The organism is Tidjanibacter massiliensis, from assembly GCF_900104605.1.
GTDB lineage: Bacteria > Bacteroidota > Bacteroidia > Bacteroidales > Rikenellaceae > Tidjanibacter > Tidjanibacter inops.
This window is the reverse complement of record NZ_LT629960.1, coordinates 1690728-1712021: the sequence shown is the minus strand read 5'-3', so window position 1 is coordinate 1712021 and position 21294 is coordinate 1690728. Positions and strand designations below refer to the sequence as shown.

The following is a 21294-nucleotide window of genomic DNA, read 5'->3' as shown; positions in this document are numbered from 1 at the left end:
GTAAGCCAGAAGGAAATATCCCGGATGAATATACTATTAGATACAAACATTATCATTCCACTGGAAGATACGAGCAAAATACTCGATTCTTCCTTTGCAGAACTGCGGAAACTCTCTGTAGAGCAGAGCCATTGTCTGTATATTCATCCGATGCAACTTGAAGACATTAACCGAGACAAGAATCAAGAAAGACGGAAAATCGTATTATCTCGGTTAAAGCAATATTCAAAGATAGAAAATCCACCAATCTTATCCGATCAGGAATGCCATGAACTCGGTTTATCGCAATCCAACGATAATGATAAAGTAGACAATAACGTTTTGTTCGCTTTGTATCGAGGTGCAGCGCACCTCGATACAAACGACGAAGGCATTCACCGGAAAGCCTCGAAAATCGGATTGCAGGATAAAGTATATCGGTTAGAGCAATTCTTGTTATTACTTCGGCGATATACGACTGTCCCATTTTCTTTCGATTACACTGGTGTAAAAGAGCGCTTTCTATATGAAATAGATAAAAAACAGCCGTTCTTCGAATCTTTACGGCAATCGTATGACGGTTTTGATAAGTGGTTTCAGAAATGTGCTACAGATAAGCGGAAATGTTGGTGTATCGAAGACGGGACCGGCAACATCGTCGCAATCTGCATCTACAAACATGAGCAAGATGTTCAGCTGACTGATAACGGAGAGGTTATTCCCGAACGCATCTTGAAGCTTTGTACATTTAAAGTCGATATAAAAGCTCGCGGAAAGAAATTAGGTGAGCGACTTTTGTATATCGCATTCGATTATTGTGTAAAAAACAGGTTGGACTGGGCATATTTACATACGTTCGGAGAGGAACAAAAAACTCTTGTAGGGCTTTGTTTAGATTATGGCTTTTATTGTCTCGGTAAATACAAACAAGATGATGTTTATATTAAGCCAATGAAATTAATGGATGATGATTGTGGCAGTTTGGATTCTTTGATAAGATATTATCCCTACTTCAAGGATAATGAATCTGTTCAAAAGTTCATTATTCCTATTCGACCGCAATACCATGAAGACTTGTTCCCGGACTTCAGCAGCATGAAAGGTTCTTTGTTCGAGAAAGATCAATCGCTGTATTCTTGCCAAGGAAATACGATTAAAAAAGCGTATTTGTGTCATTCCAAAATAAAAACGATTCGTAAAGGGGATATCATCTTGTTTTACCGAAGCAAAGACCGGAAATCCATACAATGTATGGGAATCGTCGAAGATGTTCTATTTTCAGAAAATATCGACGAAGTATTTCCTACTATTGCCAAAAGAACCGTCTACAGTTATTCGGATTTACTTAAAATTCTGGAGAAAAAGACGCTAGTAATACTTTTCCGGTATATCGCTCTTGATAAAGAAATATCCTATCAACAGATAGCTAAAGCTAAAGTTGAAGGATATATCCAGAGTATTAGAAAAATTGATAATCAACAATATTCAGCATCGATACATGAGAACTGACACGATTATATTATCCATTCATCCAAGTCATATTGAAAAAATACTATCTGGAGAGAAGCGATACGAATATCGCAAGCGTATTCCTACGGATATACAATACATTGTCGTATATGCAACGGCTCCGATCAAAATGATCGTCGCCTTGATTAAGATAGATTCTATTTTAAAGGGGACACCAGAAAGCGTGTGGAAAAAAACCAAAAAACATGCAGGTGTTTCCAAAGATTTTTTCATGCTCTATTTTGCCGACCATCAAGATTCTTATGCTATCAAATTTAAGACGGTTTTAAAATTAGAGACGCCGAAATCTTTAATGTGCTTGGGTAATAATATTGCTGCTCCACAATCTTATACATACCTAACAGAGACAACAGAGGAATTGTGTAATAAATTAGGGATAAAGTAATTGAGCTATGATTAATTTCGACGAATATATGCGTCAATGCGAGCCGCAGAAGCGGGAGAAAGGATATGCGTGGCAGACTGCAATCGGCTTGCAGGCCGTTGATGGGCTGAAGCCGTCAGACTACCTGATTGAAACCGCGCGCAAGGACATCGAGGGAGAAATTACTATCGATGAAGCTGAACAACTCATAAAAAGTTACTACCAGTCGAAAGAAACGCGTACCCCTGAAGATGCGGAAACGCATGAAGCAGATACGGCATCAACCAATATTCGTCGGCTTCTTACCGAAAAGACCTTTGCTTTTACGCTTGTCGGACTGACATCGATTCATCGGCGTATTTTCGACGGAGTATTCAAGTTTGCAGGGCAAATCCGTGATTATAATATCACAAAAAAGGAGTGGGTACTCCGTGGAGATACGGTACTCTATGTTTCTGCGCCAGATATTCGTAAAGCTATTGAATACGACTTGGAGCAGGAACGCCAGTTCGATTATTCCAAAGTAGACAGGAATAGTCTTGTGAACCATATCGCCCAATTCGTATCGGGGCTGTGGCAAATCCATCCGTTCGGAGAGGGAAATACGCGAACGACTGCCGTATTTACGATTCTCTATCTCCGTTCTATGGGTTTCGACGTAACGAACGACCTGTTTGCCAACCATTCATGGTACTTCCGCAATGCACTGGTACGAGCAAATTATCAGAACGTACAAAAAGGTATTATGCGTAATTCCGAATATTTGGAGCGGTTCTTTCGCAATCTTCTATTGGGCGAAACTAATGAATTACGGAATCGATATATGGTGATTAATGCTCCGGAAGAACTGGTTACAGAGCAAGCACAACATAATGACCGTACAAGTACCGAACAACCTACCGTACAAGTAACCGAACAAGTTCGCACTTTATTGCTTACCTTATCAAATGAGCAATTATCTTTGAAAGGGCTAATGGAGAAGATCGGCTTAAAGCATCGCCCAACATTTGTAGAAAACTACATAACTCCCGCTTTAAAAGCTGGTATTCTCAAAGTACTATATCCAGACAAGCCGAATCATCCTCGACAGAAATATTTGTTGACGGCAAAAGGATTAGCATTATATAACGAAATCAAGGCAAAGCAATAATCCTGATGGTTACATTTGTTGTGTATCTTTCGCTTCTGTTGTGATATTTCTACTGGAAGGTTCTCGATGGTAGGCTACATTGTAGGAGTCTGTTGTCTTCCAATGCTATTTTAGCTCGGGCTTGCCCGTCTGCCACAATATTTCTTTCGGGGGAGCCTAATACCCCTCCAGCCATTCGGCGGCGGGAGGGATGCCACACAATCTGCAAGCAGAGGCAGTCTCGTTGTCCAATGTTGGCCTGATTATAAAGTGGCAAACAGGTTGGTATGGTTCGACGCAGAATTGCCATCAAAGTCTCTTCGTCAACATGCACATCTATCAAGCAATAAAAGGGGAAAAGAAAGACAAAACTGAATCCGTTATATCCGACTGGGTAACATTTCCAGCAACCTGTCCAGAGATATTTTTCATTGGCAGGAGGACAAATGTCGGACGACATGTTCCCCTTTATACAAGCCTGAAAAAAGCCCGTATTTGGCTCAAACTTTCACCGTCGATTTTCTTTAAGTTGTTTGCACGAAAACGGTTTACTTTAGTTTTTCTCCCCTATATATAGATATTAAAGTAAACTAAAATATATATGCCCGCGCCGGTGTAAAGAACCGTTCGTGTTTCAGTCGAACAATCCGTTTACCAGATTGACCGCATCATCCTTTTTCTGATTGATGATTTTGGCGTATACCTGCGTCATCTTCACGTCGGCATGACCGAGCAACTTCGAGGTGGTATAGAGGTCGGCGCCAAGCGTCAGCATCATCGTCGCGAACGTGTGCCGAGCCGTATGGAATGAGAAACGCTTGTCTATGCCTGCCGCTTTTGCCCAAGGTTTGAGCAGCAGGTTTATCATCGTTGGACACGGCAAGTCGAAGACGTGGTCTTCTGCCATCTTGTCTCCTCGCTCCGGCATCCACTTTAACGCTTCTGGTGAAAGCGGCAAATAAATCGGCTCTTTGGTTTTCTGCATGGACACAGCAAGACGGTATTGTCCTCTATCCACAAAAACATCTTTCCATCTCAAACCGATAATGTCGCTTATTCGCAATCCACAGAAGCAAGAGAACAAATAAGCCTGTTTTACGGCCTCATTCTTCATCGGAGTAGCAATCAGTGCCCGGACCTCTTCAATGGTCATATACGAGCGTTTGCTCTCCGGCAAGCGTATCTTATCCGAGTTGTTGATCTTTGTAAATGGGTTGGACTTGATAATATCCGCACGAACAGCAGCATTCAAAGCGCCGTTCAGGATACGGTAGTAGGTATGAAGCGTAAAGTTAGACACCCGTTTTCCTTTGGGGCGGTATTCTGTCTGCAGATAGTCGAGATAGTTTTGACAAAAGGTCTTGTCGATCTGATCCATCATTACCCGAGCTCCCGCAAAATCCTTCAGGATACGGATAGTAACATTGATTTGATTGCCGTCCTTCTTTCCCCTCTTCGCCTGATTCTCTTTGTAGGTCTCCATCCAATCCAAAAGAAAAACCTTTTCTCTGTTTTCGATTCCGGCTTCACCATTGGTAAGTTGGATAATGCGTTTCGATTTGATGGCATTGGCGGCAGCCATTGTCGCTTGATTCTGTCTACGGGCATTATGGTCGATTTCGGGGATAATATAGAGCTTCAAATACTCATACGACCGTTTGCCGTTGCGGTAAATGTCCAGATACAGGCTCTTGTTTCCGTTGACCAGTTCTTTCATCCGCAGACGGACAGGTTCTTTGACTTTCGAGGGTTTCTTTATGCGCGGCATGGATTCTCCCTTATTCTCGTTATTCTGCCGTAAAGTTAGAAAGAATCCCGCGAATCAAGAAACAAATAAGAAACAAAAATGTACCGAAAAAGAACCAATCAACTGAAAAGAATGAAAACAACAGAAAATATCAAACCCCAGATAAATCACTGTAAATTAGTGAATTTATTTGCACTTATTTAGCTCTTGTTTTCATTTAACACCCATACTTTGGAAATCTGGTAAATATCGGCGATAAACCGCTGAAGCTTTATTCGATTTATGCTCCGGTAGAGCACCCGTACGGTACGGTTCACAAGACCTACGACGACGCGATGGCGGCCGAACATCTTCATTGATAACGATAGAACTGTGGCGGACGACAGGCACAGTCTGTCTATCCTGCCGGAAACGTGCGTTTGGTTGCGTTTCTCCGGTCGGAATGTCGGTCGTGCTATATCAAGGAGTGAAGTTTGCCGAGACGGATGCGGTGGTTTTATGCCGCATCCATCCTCGTATTGATTCGGATATAAAGGGTATCTGGCCGGGTCGAGACCGAATTTATTTGTAATAGAATCCGGTTATTTCGTATCGGAATATATGTTGGTCCAAAGTATAGGGCGTACCGTTGAAGATGTCGTGGGGCAGTTCGCAGGTCGAGGAACCGACCGGTATCAGGAACGTACCCTGCTCCTGTATGGTAGAGGAGACCGGTTCCGAGTCGATGTCGTAGTAGTCGTCCCACAGGATGTAGCTGCATTCGATGGTGTTTTCGGTGGAAGCTATCCTGCGCGTACATGCGGCGTCAGAATAGAATCTGAGCGAGAAGCGTGATACGGCTTCGTTGTTCTTCAGGTATCCGTATTCTATTCCGACGTACTCTTCGTACATCTTGTAAAAGACCGGCGTCCTGTCGATGGATGTTATCTGCAGCGTCTTTTCCGCCGTTTTCGTCTCGCCGAGCCGGTTGGTAACGGTCAGGATGATTTTGTAAGTACCCCTGTCGGGAAATCTGAAATACCATCTGTCGGCGGTTTCGGAGAATCTGAGGGGGACTTCTTCTGTGGTTCCCGTATCGACCATCTTCACGCTTTTCGTGTATTCCTGCCAGTCGGGGAAGTTGGTATCGAATTCGCATTTGACGACGTATTCCCGGGCAAGGTCGATGGTTTCGTTCTCCCTCGCATTGGTCCATATCCGGGGCTGCGTCTGCCAGAACTTTACTTTTGCCTCCCCGCATAATACCGACTCAACCAAGACGCCGTATTGCAGCGTGTACTCACCGTAGGGAATGGAATAGCTTTCGTTCGCTTTGCCGAGTGCTACGACCCTGCCGTTCGCGTCCGTTATTCGGATGTATTTCTGTTTATTCTCGTGGTAATACCAGAAATCGCCGGTCTGTTTTACGTAGTTTTGGAATACATACGGCGTGTCTTCCGAAAAATCCCGCACGGAGAGTTCGATATCGAAATCATCTTGCGAGTATATCCAGGGGATTGAGGGGTCTATATCCGGCTCCGGCTCCGGTTCCGGCTCGTCGGTGGGATATATGGCCTTGAATGCCTTGATGTCGTTTTCGCTGAAGCCGCTCCAGCCGAGCGGGTCGGATTCTTCTGCCATAATGGATTTTGAATCAGGCCTAAGGTGTTCTATTCCATCAATGGGGTATTTCCCGAAGTCTTCCTTGATATTATCTCCGTTATTTACGAATGTGTGACCGAACCCTATGGCGTGTCCCATCGCATGAAGCATCATATACATGGCTTGAGAACTGTTCGGGTCGGGTTTGTATTTGCAGTCGGTATTGAATATGATTTCACCGCCGAGTTCTCCGGATGCGGTAGGCGGCGATACCAGCATCAGGATGCTTTCATCGTCCATGCTTTCTTCGGATATGCGCAATTCGTTTTCGATGCCGGTTACATGGAACTGAACACCGCATTTCGATTTGGTATTCCAGTAGTTAGCTGCTTCCGTGTAGGCATTGTTGTATTGCCATCCCGTGTAATTGAGGTAAACCTCCCGATTCTCTTCGCTGAGCGTGTTGCCGTTGGTCAAGCCCTGACGGGTTTGTGGTATACGCTCGAAATCACGAATATGGCGCTGCGTGATGAGAATGTGTTTTTCTACGACATAACTGCTGTCGATTCGGTAAATGTCGGAAATGTCGTATCCCATCTGACTGATTGTGTAAACGTCTCGGTCGTATTTTGATTGAATCGGCGGCTGAACGGTTTCTTCCAACAGCTGAGTGCATGCCGTTAGACAAAACAACAAACAAATGTTGAAAAGATAACTCGGTTTTTTCATGGTCGTAGTTTTATAAATGATAATATATTTCTACTGTTTTTTGTGCCGGATTTTCCGGGCCGAGGAATGCTACCCGATACGCGACATCAAGGAAGTTGTTCCCGGGATAATAGTAATTCGACCCTTCCTCGCCATGTGTATAACGCTCTTCCAGAAATCCGATAATTTCTTCCTGATATTTTGTGTATGCTGTCAGGTAAATCATCGTAATCCGGTAACAGCCTTCGCCGTCTAAAGCGCAGTAATATGTCCTGCCTGCCAATTTCGGATTGTCTTCTTCTACGGAAACGAGCCGCAAACTGTTATGAACTTGTTCCGTCTTAATAATTTTTCTGGGTTCCAACGATTTAATTACTTCCATAGGCTGCATCAACAGTTCGATAATCGGTTCTTCGAACGTATCGTAACGGGGTTGTACTTCCACGGTGCAGACGGCGCTACCGGAGTCGGCTGTTGCGGTCACGGTCGTGGAGCCGACGTGCCGGGCGGTGACGGTACCGTCGGCGTCCACCGCGGCATAGAAGTCGTCCGCGGCGCTCCACGCGACGGGCCTGTCGGCCGTGATTCGTACCTGGTCGCCCACATAGAGCCGGACGGCCTGCCGGTCGAGTTTCGGTGCATCCTGCTGTTTGCACCCTGCCGTTCCGGCAGCGATGCCTGCCAGTACGGCCAATAAGAGCATACGTTTCATAAGCATGAGTAGTGAAAGGTTTATATTTTATCAAAACATGTATCGTAAAGTTAATATTAATCCGGTTAATGACAAATATTATATAATGGATAATTGTGGAAAAGTCGGATATGCCGGGGAAAGTCTCCTCGCTGTCGACAGCTTCGGTTGCGGAGTGAGCTTATGGCAGGGCGGCATGCGTATCGTGCCGTCAGGCGGCTTTTCGGGGTTTCGGGTGCAATCCCCGGTTTGGCCCCGGCAGGATTGTGAAACTCGTTCCAAACCGCTATATTTGTATCCGCGTCCCGCCGGCGTGCGATGCGGGTGCGGAACAGGAATACTTATACGACAAACATAAAAATCAAGACGTAAATGAAAAAACTCTTCCTTTCGGCGCTCGGTGCGCTGGCGCTGGGGCTGACTGCCTTTGCGGATGAGGGGATGTGGCTGCTGCCCTACCTCCAGAAAACGAATTACGCCGATATGAAGGCAGCCGGACTGAAACTGAAGGCTACCGATATCTACAATCCCGACGGGCCGTCGCTCAAGGATGCCATCATCATCTTCGGGCCCGGTTGTACGGGCGAAATCGTATCGCCCGACGGGCTTATCTTCACTAACCACCATTGCGGTTACAGCAGTATCCAGCAGCTCAGCACGACCGAGAACGACTATCTGGCCAACGGTTTCTGGGCAATGGACCGCTCCGAGGAGATACCCGTTCCCGGCCTCTCGGTACACTTCATCCGCAAGATTGAGGAGGTGACCGACCGCATGACCGAAGGGCTGGAGGGGCTGCCTTTCGAGGAGTATACCGCAAAGGTGAATGAACGGCGCGGCGAGCTGACCGAAGCCTACCGGGCGGAGTATCCCGGCAAGAAGATACTCGTGGAGAGCTTTTTCGGCGGGAACCAGTATTTTCTTTTCGTCATGGACGAGTACACCGACATCCGTTTCGTCGGTGCTCCGCCCAGTTCGATAGGCAAGTTCGGGGGCGATACCGACAATTGGATGTGGCCGCGTCACACGGGCGACTTCTCCGTATTCCGTGTCTATGCTGCTGCGGACGGGACGACGCCGGCCGACTATTCGCCTGAGAACGTGCCTTACCGGGCTCCCGTGCACCTGACCGTTTCGGCCAAGGGCTACAAAGACGGCGACTTCACCATGATAATGGGTTTCCCGGGAACGACGACGCGCTACATGACCACGTACGAAATCGACGAGATGCTCGACGTGGCCAACCCGAACCGCATCCTCATCCGCGGCGAACGCCAGAAGATACTGAAAGAGGATATGGAGGCGAGCGACCGGGTACGCATCCAATATTCGGACAAATATGCCAACTCTTCCAACTATTGGAAAAATTCCATCGGCAAGAGCAAGGCCGTGCGCAAGCTCGGCATCCGTGACCGTCGACAGGAGCAGGAGGCGGCTTTCACGCGGTGGGCGCAGGCCGACCCGGCAAGGAGCGAATACCTGCGTGCTCTGCCGCTTATAGCCGCATCGAAAGAGGTCTCCGTACCGCTGGAGAGTGACAGGCAGGTGCTCCGCGAAGCCATCGTGAGCAGTGTCGAGGTGGCGTCGATAGCCGCCGTGCTCAGCCGTGCGCTTCCCGACCTGCTTTCGGCCGAGCCGCTCGCGGCTGAGGAGACCATTGCCGCGGTTTATAAGGACTACAACGAGCCGACCGACAGGAAAGTGGCCAAGCGCATGATAGAGCTCACGATGGAGATGGTGTCGCCCGACAACATGCCCGAATTCATCACGACCGAGGTGGAGGGTCGTTTCGGCGGCGACGTGCAGGTTTATGTGGACTGGCTGTACGACAACTCGATTTACGCGAACAGGGAGAAGCTCGAAAGTTACCTGGCCGGCGGCGGGGAGCTCCCGGCGGACGACCCGGCCCTGACGGTGTTCAATACGACCGTCGCCAAACATAACGGCCTCGTGGAACAGCTTCGGGAGCCGGCGATGCAGTTCGCCGAAGGGCACAAACTCTATATCAAGGGACTGCTTGAGATGGATGCCGACGGCAAGCACTATCCCGACGCCAACTTCACCATCCGTCTCACCTACGGCAACGTGAAGTCGTACTCTCCCGCGGATGCCGTGGATTACGACTACTTCACCACGCTGACGGGCGTCATGGAGAAAGAGGATGAGCTCAATCCGACCGAATTTACCGTCCCCGAGAAGCTCAAGGAGCTCTACATCGAGCAGGACTACGGTCCCTATGCCGACCTTTCCGGGCTTACCCGTAAGGAGATACGGAACGGTGCGAAGGGGCATGTGAATACCTGCTTCATCTCCACGAATGACATCACCGGCGGTAACTCCGGCAGTCCCGTGCTCAACGACCGTGGCCAGCTCATCGGCCTCGCCTTCGACGGAAACTGGGATGCCATGAGCGGCGATGTGCTCTTCGAACCGGAACTCCAGCGCTGCATCAACGTGGACGTGCGTTACGTGCTGTTCGTGATAGACAAGTTCGCCGGAGCGGGCCACCTGCTCGACGAAATGACGATAGAGTGGTAGCCGGGCATATGCCGGCTGGAAATACGGGGGCGGGTTCCGAAGGGGCCGCGCCCCCGTTTCGTTCCGTTCGTGCGGGAAGGCGGATGCGGCGAGTCGTACCGTGTCGGACGGAAAATTTTTCCGACCGTATCGGGTCGCGTACCTTTTCCCGGACAAAATATGTAACTTAGCGAACGCAAAAACATCGCTATTCCGGAGATGCTCGAAAGGTTGTCGATAGAGAATTACGCACTTATACAGCAGCTTGAGCTGGAACTTTCCCCGTCGCTGAATATCATCACGGGCGAAACGGGTGCCGGCAAGTCGATTCTGCTGGGGGCCCTCGGACTGATAATGGGGAATAGGGCCGATACGGCCGTGCTGAAGGATTCCGGGAGGAACTGCGTGATTGAGGGGCTGTTCGATATGGGCGGATACGGGCTCGAAACGTTTTTCGACGAGAACGAGCTCGATTACGAACGGCATACCGTTATCCGCCGCATCGTCACGCCCGCCGGCAAGAGCAGGGCTTACGTGAATGACCTGCCCGTACAGCTTGCCACGCTTCGGGAGCTTGCGGCGCACCTGATAGATATCCATTCCCAAAACCAGGGGGTACTGGTGGCCGACGGGGAGTTCCGCATCCGTGTGCTGGACAGCCTGGCCGATAACCGCGGCTTGCGGGCCGAATACGGCAGGGCGTACCGTGCCCTGCGTGAACGGGAGCAGGAGTTGGCGCGTCTGCGCGAAGAGGTCGGGCGGAACCGCCGCGACGAGGAGTATATGCGGTTCCAGTGGCAGCAGATAGCTGCGTTGGGGCTGCATGAAGGAGAGCTGCAGGAGCTGGAGGCCGAGCAGCGGGAGCTGTCCAATGCCGAGGGGATACTCGCTGCACTCTCCGAGGCGTGCGGCCTGATGGAGAACGACGAGACGGGGGTGCTTGCAGCCCTGAAGACCGCAGAGGCCGCACTGCAGCGCCTCGGCGGGGTGTTGGAGGGAACCTCCGACCTGGTTGCCCGCATACATTCCGCCTACGTGGAACTGAAAGATGTAAGCGGAGAAGTCGCTTCACTGGCCGGACGCATAGAAGATAATCCTGCGCGGCTGGAGGCTGTGGACAATCGGATAGGGGCTGTTTCCGACCTGATGAGGCGTTACGGCGCCGCTTCGTCGGATGAGCTGCTGGCACTCGGGAACGACCTGGCCACCAGGCTTGAGGCCATCACCGATTCCGATGCGGAGATAGCGGAACTGGAGGCCGAGACCGGAGCGCTCAGGGTGACCGCCGAAGGACTTGCGGCTGCCGTGACGGCGAGCCGTACCGAGGCATCGGCCTTGTTCGACGAAGCCGTCGGCCGGGTACTTGCCCGTTTAGGAATGCCTTCGGCGCGGTTCGTGACGGAGATAACCCCTTCGGGTGCACTCTCCCCTTCGGGCGCGGACAGTGTCCGGTTTCTGTTCAATGCCAACGGCGGCGAAGGGCTCCAGAGTCTCGAACGCATTGCCTCCGGCGGGGAGACGTCACGCGTCATGCTGGCCCTGAAATCCATCGTGGCCCGGAGTACCAAACTTCCGACGATACTGTTCGACGAGATAGACACCGGCGTATCGGGAAAGATAGCCGATGCGATGGGGAGAATAATCGCCGAACTGGGCGACTCCATGCAGGTAGTCAATATCACCCACCTGCCGCAGGTGGCGTCGAAGGGGGAGACGCATTTTCTCGTTTACAAGGAGGCGTCGCCTTCGGGAAATGTTACCCGTATCCGCCTGCTCGACCGTGAGGCGCGTGTCGGCGAGATTGCCAAGATGTTGAGCGGCAGCGAGGTGACGGAAGCGGCCGTGGCGCAGGCGCGTGCCCTGTTGGGATACGGCGGCGAAAAATAGGCGGCGGATTTGTCCGTTTGCGGAAAAAACGTTATATTAGGTACGGCCATCGGAATAGGACGGCATGGAGTGCCGGAGAGTCCGCCGGTCGGCTACGGATACCGCGGGGGTTGCCGCGGAGGATCTCCGGGAGAGGGGATATGTTGTCGAACCTTTAAACCTTATCGTTATGGATTATTCGGTATTACTTCAGAAATACGCTCCGGTGGCTTCGGACAGCCTGGTGGAGTCGGTGGTGGCAAAGGCCAGGGCCGAGATGGACAGGAACCGCAACGAGGAGGTTTACAGGTTCTGTTTCAGTGCGCTCGACCTGACCACGCTCTCCGGGAGCGATTCGGTGCGGAGCGTAGCGGAATTTGTCAAGAAGGCGGTGGACGTACCGGTACGTTTTCCCGGGATGCCCAATGTGGCGACCGTCTGCGTCTATCCCTCCTTTGTGGACATTGCGGGTCTCGGCGTGGAGGGGACGAACATCGGCGTAACGAGCGTAGCGGGCGGTTTCCCCGCGGCGCAGACCTACCTCGAAGTGAAGATGCTCGAAGTGGCGATGGCTGTTGAGAACGGCGCCGACGAAATCGATGTGGTGATGAATGCGGGAGAAATGGTGGAGGGCGAGTTCGACCGGCTGGCCAACGACCTCGAACTGCTCTGTCGGGAAGCCGGACAGGAAGTGACGTTCAAGGTCATCATCGAGTCGGGCATGCTCGAAACTCCGGAGGATGTCTATCGCGCCTCCATGCTGGCAATCCTTTCCGGTGCCGATTTCGTGAAGACTTCGACCGGCAAATCGGCTTACGGTGCCACGCCGAAGTCGGCCATGGTCATCTGCAATGCCATCAAGGATTACTATTTGCAGACCGGAATCAACGTCGGCATCAAGCTGGCGGGCGGTATCCGTACCGTGGACGATGCCGTGCTCTATTATACCATCGTGGAAAATATGCTCGGCCGCGAGTGGCTTACCCCGTCGCTGTTCCGTTTCGGGGCGAGTGCTCCGTTAGCCAACGCTTTGCTGTCGGCCGTAACGGGCGGTACACAGTCTTACTTCTGAACCTCCGTCTCTTCGGCAACTGTTCGGAGATAAGCGGTGCACAAGACAACCGTTGCATTTGCAAGGCAGGGCCGCCGAAAGTATCTTTCGGCGGCCCTGCCTTGCAAATGCTTTCACAAATGGGAGGCGATTCCCGGAATCGAATCGTTCTTTCTGTTCCGGCCGGTATCTTCCGTTCGGTCGTACATGCCGCTGCTCCGCGGAATTGCGGTTGCGGGCGATTCCGGAGACAGAACGGCAGAACGACCTGCCCTGTGGACGGGATTATTCGAGTTCCAGTTCGAGTTCCCGCCGAAGTTCGTCAAGCGCGGCGTTCTTGCTGCGCAGGTGGGCGAGCTTGTCTTCCGGCTTGACGGGGCGGACTGCGCTCCGGTCCTCTTTTACTTCGATGTCGAATACGACCGTTCCGTCGAGCCCCGAGATGTCACGCAGCAGGGAAATCAGCTCCTTTTGGTGCTGAATGATGTCGTCGCGCAGCAAATCGGTGGAGACGGTGGCGCGAATGGTGTTGCCCGTGACCTCCATGTTGGCGAATGCCGTGGCGAAACGGGGCCTGCGGCGGCCGAGCTCTGCGATGAAAGTCTCTTTGGCCGCCGTGATTTTCTGCTGGCTGTCGGGATCGACTGCCTGTCTCGCCGCCGTTGCGGCCGGTTCTCCGGCCGCGGCTTTCTCTTTGGAAGTTCCTCCTTTCAGGATACTGTGGATGGATACGCCCGAAACCGACCTGCCAGCCGGTTTTGCGGCTTGAGCGGCAGCCGGTTCCGGAGTCGTCTGCGCAGCGGGCGTATGACTATGGGGAGCATCGTTGCCTCCGGCCGGTGGCGCAAGGGGACGTTCCGTCTCTTTCGTCGGCTGCGGAATAGGGGGTATCTGCGTTGCCGCTCGCTCTGCCGGAGAGGCGGTATGCTGCGGTGCCGGTCGTGCGGGTTCGGATACCGGCTGTGTTGCAGCCGTCCCTTCGTGCGGCGGGACGGAGGAAGGATATTGCCCTGCAGCCGCCCCGACAGGAGACTGTCCGGCGCTGCCGGGTGTTTGTACCGAGCGCGGTGCGGTTCCTCCTGTGAGCGGAGGAAGCTGCGGTCCGTCAGGCTCTAAGCTGTTTTTTTTTTGCCCCATGCCGCAGAGCTTCATCAGTCCGAGCTCTACGTGCAGCCGGGTGTTCGTCGCGCTGCGAAGGGTGGCATCCACACCGTTTATCAGGGCTACCGCATCAAACAGGAATCCGATTTCCAGCCGGGCGCTCTGGGCTTTGTAGCGTTCCAGCAGCGTCCCCGTGGCTTCGAGCAGGGGAGCGGTCGCCGCGTCCTTGCACATCAGCAGGTCGCGCAGGTGCGCTGCCAGGCCGCCCGTGAAGGTCTGGGCCGAGAAACCTTTGCGCAGCACGTCGTCCAGCAGCAGCAGTGCTGACCGGTAGTCGCCTGCCGCGGCAAGGTCGGTGAGGTTGAAGTAGGTGTCGTAATCGAGAACGTTCAGCGTGCGGGCCACTTCGCGGAAGTCGAGCGATGTGCCGCAGAAGGCCACCGCCTTGTCGAACATGCTGAGCGCGTCGCGCATACCGCCGTCCGCTTTTGCCGCAATCAGGTTCAACGATTCGTCGTCGTAGGTGATACCCTCCTTTTCGGCGATGTATTTCAGGTAGGCCACGCCATCCTCCACGCGGATGCGGTTGAAATCGTATATCTGGCAGCGGGAGAGGATGGTGGGGATTATCTTGTGCTTTTCGGTCGTGGCGAGGATGAAGACGGCGTGTGCCGGTGGTTCTTCGAGTGTCTTGAGGAAGGCGTTGAACGCCGCCTGAGACAGCATGTGCACCTCGTCGATGATATAGACGCTGTACCGTCCTATCTGAGGGGGGATACGTACTTGTTCGGTCAGCGTGCGGATGTCGTCCACCGAATTGTTCGAGGCGGCATCCAGCTCATGGATGTTGAAACTGCGTCCCTCGTCGAAAGCGCGGCAAGATTCGCATTCGCCGCAGGCCTCGCTCCCCTGCGGGTTGAGGCAGTTGATGGTTTTGGCGAAGATGCGGGCGCAGGTGGTCTTGCCCACGCCCCGCGGGCCGCAGAACAGGTAGGCATGGGCAAGCTGTCCGCGTGCGATGGCATTCCGCAGCGTGGAGGTGATATGCGACTGTCCGACCACCGACTCGAAAGTGGCAGGTCTGTATTTTCGGGCTGAAACGATGAAATTGTCCATACGGAGAGCGGTCATGTGGCAGGAGGGCAATCCCGCCGTCCATACAAAGGTACGAAAAAAACACGGAATGTCGCTTCCTGTGCTTATTCCGCCGCCCGGTCCTTCGGTGTCTGTCCGCATGAACCGGCTCCCCCGGCGGAAATACGGGGGAGCCGAAACGCGAAAACGGCCGGCATATAAAAGTATCGGACAGACTGCCGGCAGAAAGACGGACGCCGTCCCTCCAAATCGCTACCGGTATTCGATACCGACGATTTCATAGTCGTACCGGTATCCGTGGAGCGTGAGGTAATCCTTCGCCTCGAATGTGTAGGGCAGGTTGTAGGTCGTAACTCCCGCCGGAAGCATGACCGTATCCTCCATCACCTTGTCGTTCTTCGTCGGATTGCCTTCTGCGTCGTGGTGACGCCTCCATACGATGTAGTGGCAGGCGGCGGAGTGCTGCAGCGAAAGCTTCTCCGTGCAGGCTTCGTCCGAATAGAAGTCGATGTAGTATTGGATGACTTTATCGAAGTCTATCGCCCGCCAGTTCAGCGTATGGTAGATGTCTTTGGGATTCGTCAGTTCGGGAAGGACGAAATCTTTGCGGATAACGAGGGTCTCGGAACCGTTCGATACGGTGGCCACCGCACGATAGGTGCCCCGTTCGGTCAGCCTGAAGGCCCAACGTTCGTTCGGCGTGTAGGATTGGTGCGTTATCTCCTCCCCGGTCCGCAGATTGACGAGTTGGACGGAGCAGGAGAAGTTTCTCCATGCGGCATCGTCGGTCTCGAAGGAGCAGCGCACCACGATTGTGCGCGAGAGGTCGATGTCTTCGGGATGGGAGAGGATGGGCATGGTGAGTTCGAATCCGGGGAGAGTCACCTCGAAATCCGCGGTGCCGTAGCGGCACTCGAAGGTGCCGTCTTCGCGCCGGACGGCCGCCCCGTAATGGAGCGTGTACTCGCCTGGCTGCAGCCGGCAGCTGCCGGCCTTTCCGCGCATGACCTCCTCGCCGGTGTACAGGTCGTATATCCGCATCCCCCTGACCTGACCGTCCGCCCATTCGCTGCCTGTCAGCCGTACGCGAACGTCGATATTCACCGAACCGTAGGCATACGGCCCGCCCATGGCGATGGCGAAGCCGTCATCCGCTATCCATTCCATGGACCGGTCGCTGAAATCGACTTCCGGTTCCGGCTCCGGCTCGGGTTCCGGCTCGTCGAGGGGATACACGGCTTTGAACGCCTTGATGTCGTTTTCGCTGAAGCCGCTCCAGCCCGAATGCGATTCCTTGACCATAATTGATTTCGCATCATAGGGTTCAGTGCCTGGAATTGGTACTCCAACCTCCTCCTGCGTTTGGCCGCTTCCGTCATTATAGTCTCTCAATGTATGGGTAAAGCCTATGGCATGACCGACGGCATGCAGTATCATATATTTGGCTTGCTCCGTAGAAGGTTTAGGCAGATAAGAACTCTGCGAATTGATTTTTATACTTCCCGGATAACCGTCGCTTGTGGGTGGAGTAACGAGCATGAGCGTATTGAAATCTTCGTAGCCATCCACCGTTTTGAAAGGTTCGGTGATGATGTCGATGATACTGTTCCCTCCAGCTCCTGACAAGACGATGCTGCATTGGGATTTTTCATTCCAATACTGAATGGCGTCGAGGCAGTCTAACGAAAAGTCTACATACGGAAAAGCAGAATTGATTTGTATCTTTTGATTGTCTTTGCTGACAGTCAGCCAATATTGATTAAAATTCTGCCGGGTTTGAACTCGCGACTCGAATTCGTCGAGGTGTCTCTGGGTCAGTAATATGTCGCCTTCGACAATGTATCCGTTCGCGGCGGAACGTATATCGGATATATCGTACCCCATTTCTTTGATGAGATAGACGGTCCTTTCGTATTGTAACTGCTCCGGACTTTTGGTGGTATCGGGATTGCCCTGCCGTACACAGGCAGTTCCGATAGACAAGACACCGATTATGATGGAAAAAAGAAGACGTTTCATGGCTTTTTGAGTTAAATGGTTTCAGAATTAAGCATGTGTGCGGTTTATAGTTTATGGGTTTGAAAATAGGTTACAACGATGTATTCCGGCTCCGTTTCATCGAATGCTATCATTATGGGAGGGATTGACCGGAAATTATAAAAGCAATCGTTTGACCCATCGTATTCATAGCGTTCGAAAAAGAAGTTCCTCATCTCTTCTTTGTACGATTTTTCGATGAAAATATTGGCATAGAACACGACAGGGTCTTCGCCCTTGTCGAATCTGTACTGAACTTTCGCTATGTAAGGCCGTTCTCCCTTATAGAAAATAGAGGTATCGTTTTCTTCCAATATTTCCCGTGTTTCCGCCTTTTTGAGTACGGACAGCGGTTGTCCGAACAGTTCGTACAGCGGTTCTTCGAACGTATCGTACCGGGGCTGGACTTCCACGGTGCATGCGGCGCTGCCGGAGTCGGCTGTAGCGGTCACGGTCGTGGTGCCGACATGCCGGGCGGTGACGGTACCGTCGGCGTCCACCGCGGCATAGAAGTCGTCCGCGGCGCTCCACGCGACGGGCCTGTCGGCCGTGATTCGTACCTGGTCGCCCACATAGAGCCGGACGGCCTGCCGGTCGAGTTTCGGTGCATCCTGCTGTTTGCATCCTGCCGTCCCGGCAGCGATGCCTGCCAGTACGGCCAATAAGAGCATACGTTTCATAAGCATGAGTAGTGAATGGTTTATATTTTATCAAAACATGTATCGTAAAGTTAATATTAATCCGGTTAATGACAAATATTTCATGCTGAAAAACACGGCGGAGGGACGGGTTCCGTCTGATTCCGTTGTGGAAGATGGTAGGGACGAAGATAAAAAGCGAGGTGCGGACATTGCCGTACCTCGCTCATTTCTGTGCGGAGATTGCCTAGGGTCAGGGCTTTTCGTATATCCAGAGTTCGTTGTTCACCCCTGCGAGTGCCCGCTTGCGGGCCTCGACAGCGGCGCGGTCGGTCGAGGAGAAGACGCTGACGAGCGTCTTGCCGCCGCTGAAACCGACTTTCCGGTAGTTGGCGCTTCCGATACCCAACGGGTCGGCTGCTATCAGCCGGTCGGCATTCGCCGGGTCGGAGAATACGCCGGCTACAAGGTGGAATTCCGGCCCTGAAGCGACGTTCGGAGAGGCGTATTCTTCCAGGCTGCGCTGTATCTCGTCCGCAATCGCATCGTTCGCCGTACTGTTCTCCATGTCCGTTGCGGTGGCCACAGTGCCTGCGGAGCGGTTCTCCGTTTCGGCGTTCTTTCCGGTTGTTGTCCCGACCGTCCGGTTGTCGGCGACGGTTTCCTCTTTCACCTCTTCCGCTACGGCGGGCGCTATCGTGCTCTCTCCGCGGGATGAGGCGCCTGCGGCCTCTTCACGGGCGATGCGTATTGCGGCGGGAGTTTCGCCGGTATCGGCTTTGCGGTCGGCGGGCGTATTGCGGCGGGAGTTTCGCCGGTATCGGCTTTGCGGTCGGCGAAGCGGCTGATTTGAACGACAACCGCCATGACGAGGGCTGCAACGGCTATCACGCCGATGCCGATGAGCAGCTTTCTGCCCGTCCCGTAACGGGGCTTCACCGGTACCGGTTCCGTCCCCTGCGGATTGAGCAGTTCGTACAGTTCGACGGCGGGATAGAATACGCCTCCGCGCAGTACGCCTACGCCGTTTATCTCCCGGACATCTCCCTCCTGCTGCGAATGGAGTGCCCACTCCTCATACCCCTCCAGCGTGCCTGCGGAAGGATATGCCGGATTCTCCGCCGGCGAGAACGCTATCCGGTTGTATGGCGGTCGGAGTGATTTTCCGGAGATGAACTCCGCCGGTTTCTGCTCGACGTAAAGCGCTCCTATTCCCGGCAGGTTGATACCCCGGCCGGCCGCGAGCGTGTCGAATATCGTTTTTTCGATGGCGTTCATAGCGGTATGGTTTTAAGGTCGGAAATGCTGCATCGGACGGTCCTTTTCCCTGGAGAGGAGGCAATCCCGTCCGGAAACTCCCGCAGTGGCGGCCTTTTCCGCCGCCACTGCGGCCCCCCTATTTCTTGCGTTTGCCGTTGTTTTTGGCATTGCGTGCTGTCGTCTGCGCGTCGCGTTTTGCGGCAAGCGCCTGTACTTCTGCGAGCGGGGGAGGCGTCTGTTTGTGATGCAGGGCGTAAACTATCATCACGATGCCGGCGATGATGAACGGCACGCTGAGCCACTGGCCCATGTTAAGGAACATGGTGGCCTCGAAATCCACCTGGTCGTTCTTGACGTATTCGATGAGGAAGCGTGACAGGAAGATGCCTATCAGTCCCACGCCGAACAGCAGGCCCGGGTAGCGCCTGCCCGCATCCTTGCGGTAATAGAGGTAACAGAGCAGGGCGAACAACACGAGGTAGGCGAGGGCTTCGTATATCTGCGTCGGATGGCTGGGCGGCCCGTACACCGGTTCGGCGCCGTTCATCCAGGCGTTTACGTTCTCGATGAACCGGAATCCCCACGGCCTGTCGGTCGGGTGGCCGTATATTTCGTGGTTGAAAAGGTTACCCATCCGGACGAAAGCACCGCCTACGGCCACGGGAATCATCACCCGATCCAGCGACCACAGGTAGGGCATCCTGTTCTTCCGCGAAAAGAGCCACAGACCGATGAGGAGTCCTATGGCCGCTCCGTGGCTCGCCATGCCGCCGTCGCGGAAGGCCAGCAGCTTGAGCGGATTGGCCAGATAGTACCCCGGTTCGTAAAACAGGCAGTGGCCCAGGCGGGCGCCGATGATGGTGGCCAGTGCCCCGTAAATGAATATCGAGTCGGCGAGCTTTGCGGGAAGCCCCTCTCGCTTGCAGAACTGTACGAAAAAGAAGGCTCCGAGCCCGATGGCGATGGCCCACATCACGCCGTACCAGCGGATGTCGAGCGACCCTATTCTGATGAATGTGGGATTGAAGTGCCAGACTACCGTAAGAAATTGGTTGAACATCTCTTGTATGGTTGGTTTACAAATCGTCGCGGCACAGCCGCATGCTCCTAATACTGCCAAAGGTACGAAGAAAATCCTTTTTCCTGTATCGCTGCCGGTTATTTGTTGCCGGAGCCGGCCGTCGCCGGGGGTATCGCGGCAGGGGAAGTGGCGGGCCGGAAGAATCCGAATATTTGCCGGTATGATTATATATGTTTGAAAATCCGTATCTTTGTAGCATTGGAATAAGCGGTTTTATTTGGTTTCCGGTAATTTAAAAAGTTCAGTATGAGAAAATTTTACACGAATTATGTGCTGCCGGCCGCGGTATTCGCCGTATCTCTCCTGTCGTACGGGTGCGTGGACAGGGAGTACAGCCTCGACAATATCGACGGCGGCGGGAGTATCAGTGTGGGCGATGTGATAACGACGCCGCCGGTGACCGCCCACCTCACCTTCGAGGGTATTTTGGGCGGTATGGACGAAGTGGAGAGGATACTGGAGGAGAACGGCCTGTCGTTCGAGGACATAGGTTTCGTGGAGATGTATATCGGCGAAGAGCTCTTTCTGGTGAATCTGCCGCTCGACATTCCGCTGATACCGGAAGGGATGACGGATACGTTCCTGCCCGAGGGCGACGACAAAGTGGAACTGCTGCTGGATATTGCCAGTACGCTTCCCATGGCGATGGATTTGAAAATCGAGTTTACCGATGCGTCCGGCGCGGTCGTGACCGCTTTCGACACGATTTCCATAGCGAAGGCCGGGGAGGGCGAAGAGTTCGGTGCGCAGGAGCGGCTGGATATCACGGATGTGATTGGCCGCATATCGGATATCGAGGGGATGAACGTCACCCTGTTGCGTCCCGATTTGGAGAAGGTCAAATTCCTGCTCGACAACTATATCGAAGTCGGAGTCCGGCTTGAGAAAACGGGCGGTATCAAGTTGCCGCTTTAAAAAC

16 protein-coding genes are annotated in these 21294 nt (G+C 53.0%); 7 read left to right on the top strand and 9 right to left on the bottom strand.

The genetic code is table 11. The features are described 5' to 3' along the window. Positions 1 to 24: 24 nt before the first annotated feature. Genes BQ5361_RS08285 through BQ5361_RS08275 form a run of 3 tightly spaced genes read left to right on the top strand, consistent with a single transcriptional unit; the run spans position 25 to position 3023 of the window. Positions 25 to 1488, top strand: a complete 1464-nt coding sequence (locus tag BQ5361_RS08285; RefSeq protein WP_071425008.1) for a GNAT family N-acetyltransferase — start codon at positions 25 to 27, stop codon at positions 1486 to 1488. Next, the gene (locus BQ5361_RS08280; RefSeq protein ID WP_071425007.1) at positions 1478 to 1894 is read left to right on the top strand and encodes an ASCH domain-containing protein; all 417 of its coding nucleotides are present in this window, start codon (positions 1478 to 1480) and stop codon (positions 1892 to 1894) included. The genes BQ5361_RS08285 and BQ5361_RS08280 overlap by 11 nt, the downstream gene beginning before the upstream one ends. A gap of 7 nt (positions 1895 to 1901) precedes the next feature. After that, positions 1902 to 3023 (top strand): Fic family protein, encoded by a 1122-nt coding sequence (locus BQ5361_RS08275; protein WP_035474381.1) that lies wholly within the window; start codon positions 1902 to 1904, stop codon positions 3021 to 3023. A gap of 613 nt (positions 3024 to 3636) precedes the next feature. Here the strand turns inward: BQ5361_RS08275 and BQ5361_RS08270 are convergent. From BQ5361_RS08270 to BQ5361_RS08260, 3 genes are all read right to left on the bottom strand, one after another. Further along, positions 3637 to 4770: a site-specific integrase gene (locus BQ5361_RS08270; RefSeq protein ID WP_035474383.1), complete on the bottom strand. Its 1134-nt coding sequence runs from the start codon at positions 4768 to 4770 to the stop codon at positions 3637 to 3639. A gap of 540 nt (positions 4771 to 5310) precedes the next feature. Then, the gene (locus BQ5361_RS08265; protein WP_035474386.1) at positions 5311 to 6927 is read right to left on the bottom strand and encodes a zinc metalloprotease; all 1617 of its coding nucleotides are present in this window, start codon (positions 6925 to 6927) and stop codon (positions 5311 to 5313) included. A gap of 142 nt (positions 6928 to 7069) precedes the next feature. Beyond that, on the bottom strand, positions 7070 to 7756 hold the full coding sequence (locus BQ5361_RS08260; RefSeq protein ID WP_071425006.1) for an Ig-like domain-containing protein: 687 nt from the start codon (positions 7754 to 7756) through the stop codon (positions 7070 to 7072). 345 nt (positions 7757 to 8101) lie between these two features. On the opposite strand from BQ5361_RS08260, the gene BQ5361_RS08255 reads away from it, so the two are divergent. The 3 genes from BQ5361_RS08255 to deoC all read left to right on the top strand — a co-directional run bounded on the left by BQ5361_RS08255 (position 8102) and on the right by deoC (position 13184). Beyond that, positions 8102 to 10267 (top strand): S46 family peptidase, encoded by a 2166-nt coding sequence (locus BQ5361_RS08255; protein ID WP_035474389.1) that lies wholly within the window; start codon positions 8102 to 8104, stop codon positions 10265 to 10267. 198 nt (positions 10268 to 10465) lie between these two features. Then, complete coding sequence (gene recN / locus BQ5361_RS08250; protein ID WP_035474392.1) at positions 10466 to 12133, top strand: DNA repair protein RecN; 1668 nt, start codon at positions 10466 to 10468, stop codon at positions 12131 to 12133. 169 nt (positions 12134 to 12302) lie between these two features. Then, positions 12303 to 13184, top strand: coding sequence for a deoxyribose-phosphate aldolase (gene deoC, locus BQ5361_RS08245; protein WP_035474400.1), 882 nt, complete (start codon positions 12303 to 12305; stop codon positions 13182 to 13184). 264 nt (positions 13185 to 13448) lie between these two features. Here deoC and BQ5361_RS10355 read toward each other — a convergent pair whose 3' ends face one another. From BQ5361_RS10355 to lgt, 6 genes are all read right to left on the bottom strand, one after another. Then, a complete protein-coding gene (locus BQ5361_RS10355; protein ID WP_074021981.1) occupies positions 13449 to 15380 on the bottom strand; it encodes a DNA polymerase III subunit gamma/tau in 1932 nt (643 codons plus the stop codon). Positions 15381 to 15611: 231 nt separating this feature from the next. Continuing rightward, complete coding sequence (locus BQ5361_RS08235; protein ID WP_071425005.1) at positions 15612 to 17378, bottom strand: M57 family metalloprotease; 1767 nt, start codon at positions 17376 to 17378, stop codon at positions 15612 to 15614. Between the two features lie 44 nt (positions 17379 to 17422). Next, positions 17423 to 18082 carry an Ig-like domain-containing protein gene (locus tag BQ5361_RS08230; protein ID WP_035473390.1) on the bottom strand — a complete coding sequence of 220 codons (660 nt, stop codon included), beginning with the start codon at positions 18080 to 18082 and terminating at the stop codon, positions 17423 to 17425. A gap of 205 nt (positions 18083 to 18287) precedes the next feature. Next, a complete protein-coding gene (locus tag BQ5361_RS08225; protein WP_071425004.1) occupies positions 18288 to 18707 on the bottom strand; it encodes a hypothetical protein in 420 nt (139 codons plus the stop codon). 20 nt (positions 18708 to 18727) lie between these two features. Continuing rightward, positions 18728 to 19312, bottom strand: coding sequence for a hypothetical protein (locus BQ5361_RS08220; RefSeq protein WP_071425003.1), 585 nt, complete (start codon positions 19310 to 19312; stop codon positions 18728 to 18730). A gap of 118 nt (positions 19313 to 19430) precedes the next feature. Then, positions 19431 to 20354: a prolipoprotein diacylglyceryl transferase gene (lgt, locus tag BQ5361_RS08215; protein WP_022063362.1), complete on the bottom strand. Its 924-nt coding sequence runs from the start codon at positions 20352 to 20354 to the stop codon at positions 19431 to 19433. Between the two features lie 267 nt (positions 20355 to 20621). Between lgt and BQ5361_RS08210 the strand changes: the two genes are divergently transcribed. Beyond that, positions 20622 to 21290: a hypothetical protein gene (locus BQ5361_RS08210; protein ID WP_022063361.1), complete on the top strand. Its 669-nt coding sequence runs from the start codon at positions 20622 to 20624 to the stop codon at positions 21288 to 21290. The last annotated feature ends 4 nt before the right edge of the window (positions 21291 to 21294 follow it).

Excerpts from the sequence above, each read along its gene's own strand:
- BQ5361_RS08285 (WP_071425008.1), top strand. The coding sequence starts at position 25 with ATGAATATACTATTAGATACAAACATTATCATTCCACTGGAAGATACG.
- BQ5361_RS08280 (WP_071425007.1), top strand. The coding sequence starts at position 1,478 with ATGAGAACTGACACGATTATATTATCCATTCATCCAAGTCATATTGAA.
- BQ5361_RS08275 (WP_035474381.1), top strand. The coding sequence starts at position 1,902 with ATGATTAATTTCGACGAATATATGCGTCAATGCGAGCCGCAGAAGCGG.
- BQ5361_RS08270 (WP_035474383.1), bottom strand. The coding sequence starts at position 4,770 with ATGCCGCGCATAAAGAAACCCTCGAAAGTCAAAGAACCTGTCCGTCTG.
- BQ5361_RS08265 (WP_035474386.1), bottom strand. The coding sequence starts at position 6,927 with ATGGGATACGACATTTCCGACATTTACCGAATCGACAGCAGTTATGTC.
- BQ5361_RS08260 (WP_071425006.1), bottom strand. The coding sequence starts at position 7,756 with ATGCTTATGAAACGTATGCTCTTATTGGCCGTACTGGCAGGCATCGCT.
- BQ5361_RS08255 (WP_035474389.1), top strand. The coding sequence starts at position 8,102 with ATGAAAAAACTCTTCCTTTCGGCGCTCGGTGCGCTGGCGCTGGGGCTG.
- recN (WP_035474392.1), top strand. The coding sequence starts at position 10,466 with ATGCTCGAAAGGTTGTCGATAGAGAATTACGCACTTATACAGCAGCTT.
- deoC (WP_035474400.1), top strand. The coding sequence starts at position 12,303 with ATGGATTATTCGGTATTACTTCAGAAATACGCTCCGGTGGCTTCGGAC.
- BQ5361_RS10355 (WP_074021981.1), bottom strand. The coding sequence starts at position 15,380 with ATGGACAATTTCATCGTTTCAGCCCGAAAATACAGACCTGCCACTTTC.
- BQ5361_RS08235 (WP_071425005.1), bottom strand. The coding sequence starts at position 17,378 with ATGAAACGTCTTCTTTTTTCCATCATAATCGGTGTCTTGTCTATCGGA.
- BQ5361_RS08230 (WP_035473390.1), bottom strand. The coding sequence starts at position 18,082 with ATGCTTATGAAACGTATGCTCTTATTGGCCGTACTGGCAGGCATCGCT.
- BQ5361_RS08220 (WP_071425003.1), bottom strand. The coding sequence starts at position 19,312 with ATGAACGCCATCGAAAAAACGATATTCGACACGCTCGCGGCCGGCCGG.
- lgt (WP_022063362.1), bottom strand. The coding sequence starts at position 20,354 with ATGTTCAACCAATTTCTTACGGTAGTCTGGCACTTCAATCCCACATTC.
- BQ5361_RS08210 (WP_022063361.1), top strand. The coding sequence starts at position 20,622 with ATGAGAAAATTTTACACGAATTATGTGCTGCCGGCCGCGGTATTCGCC.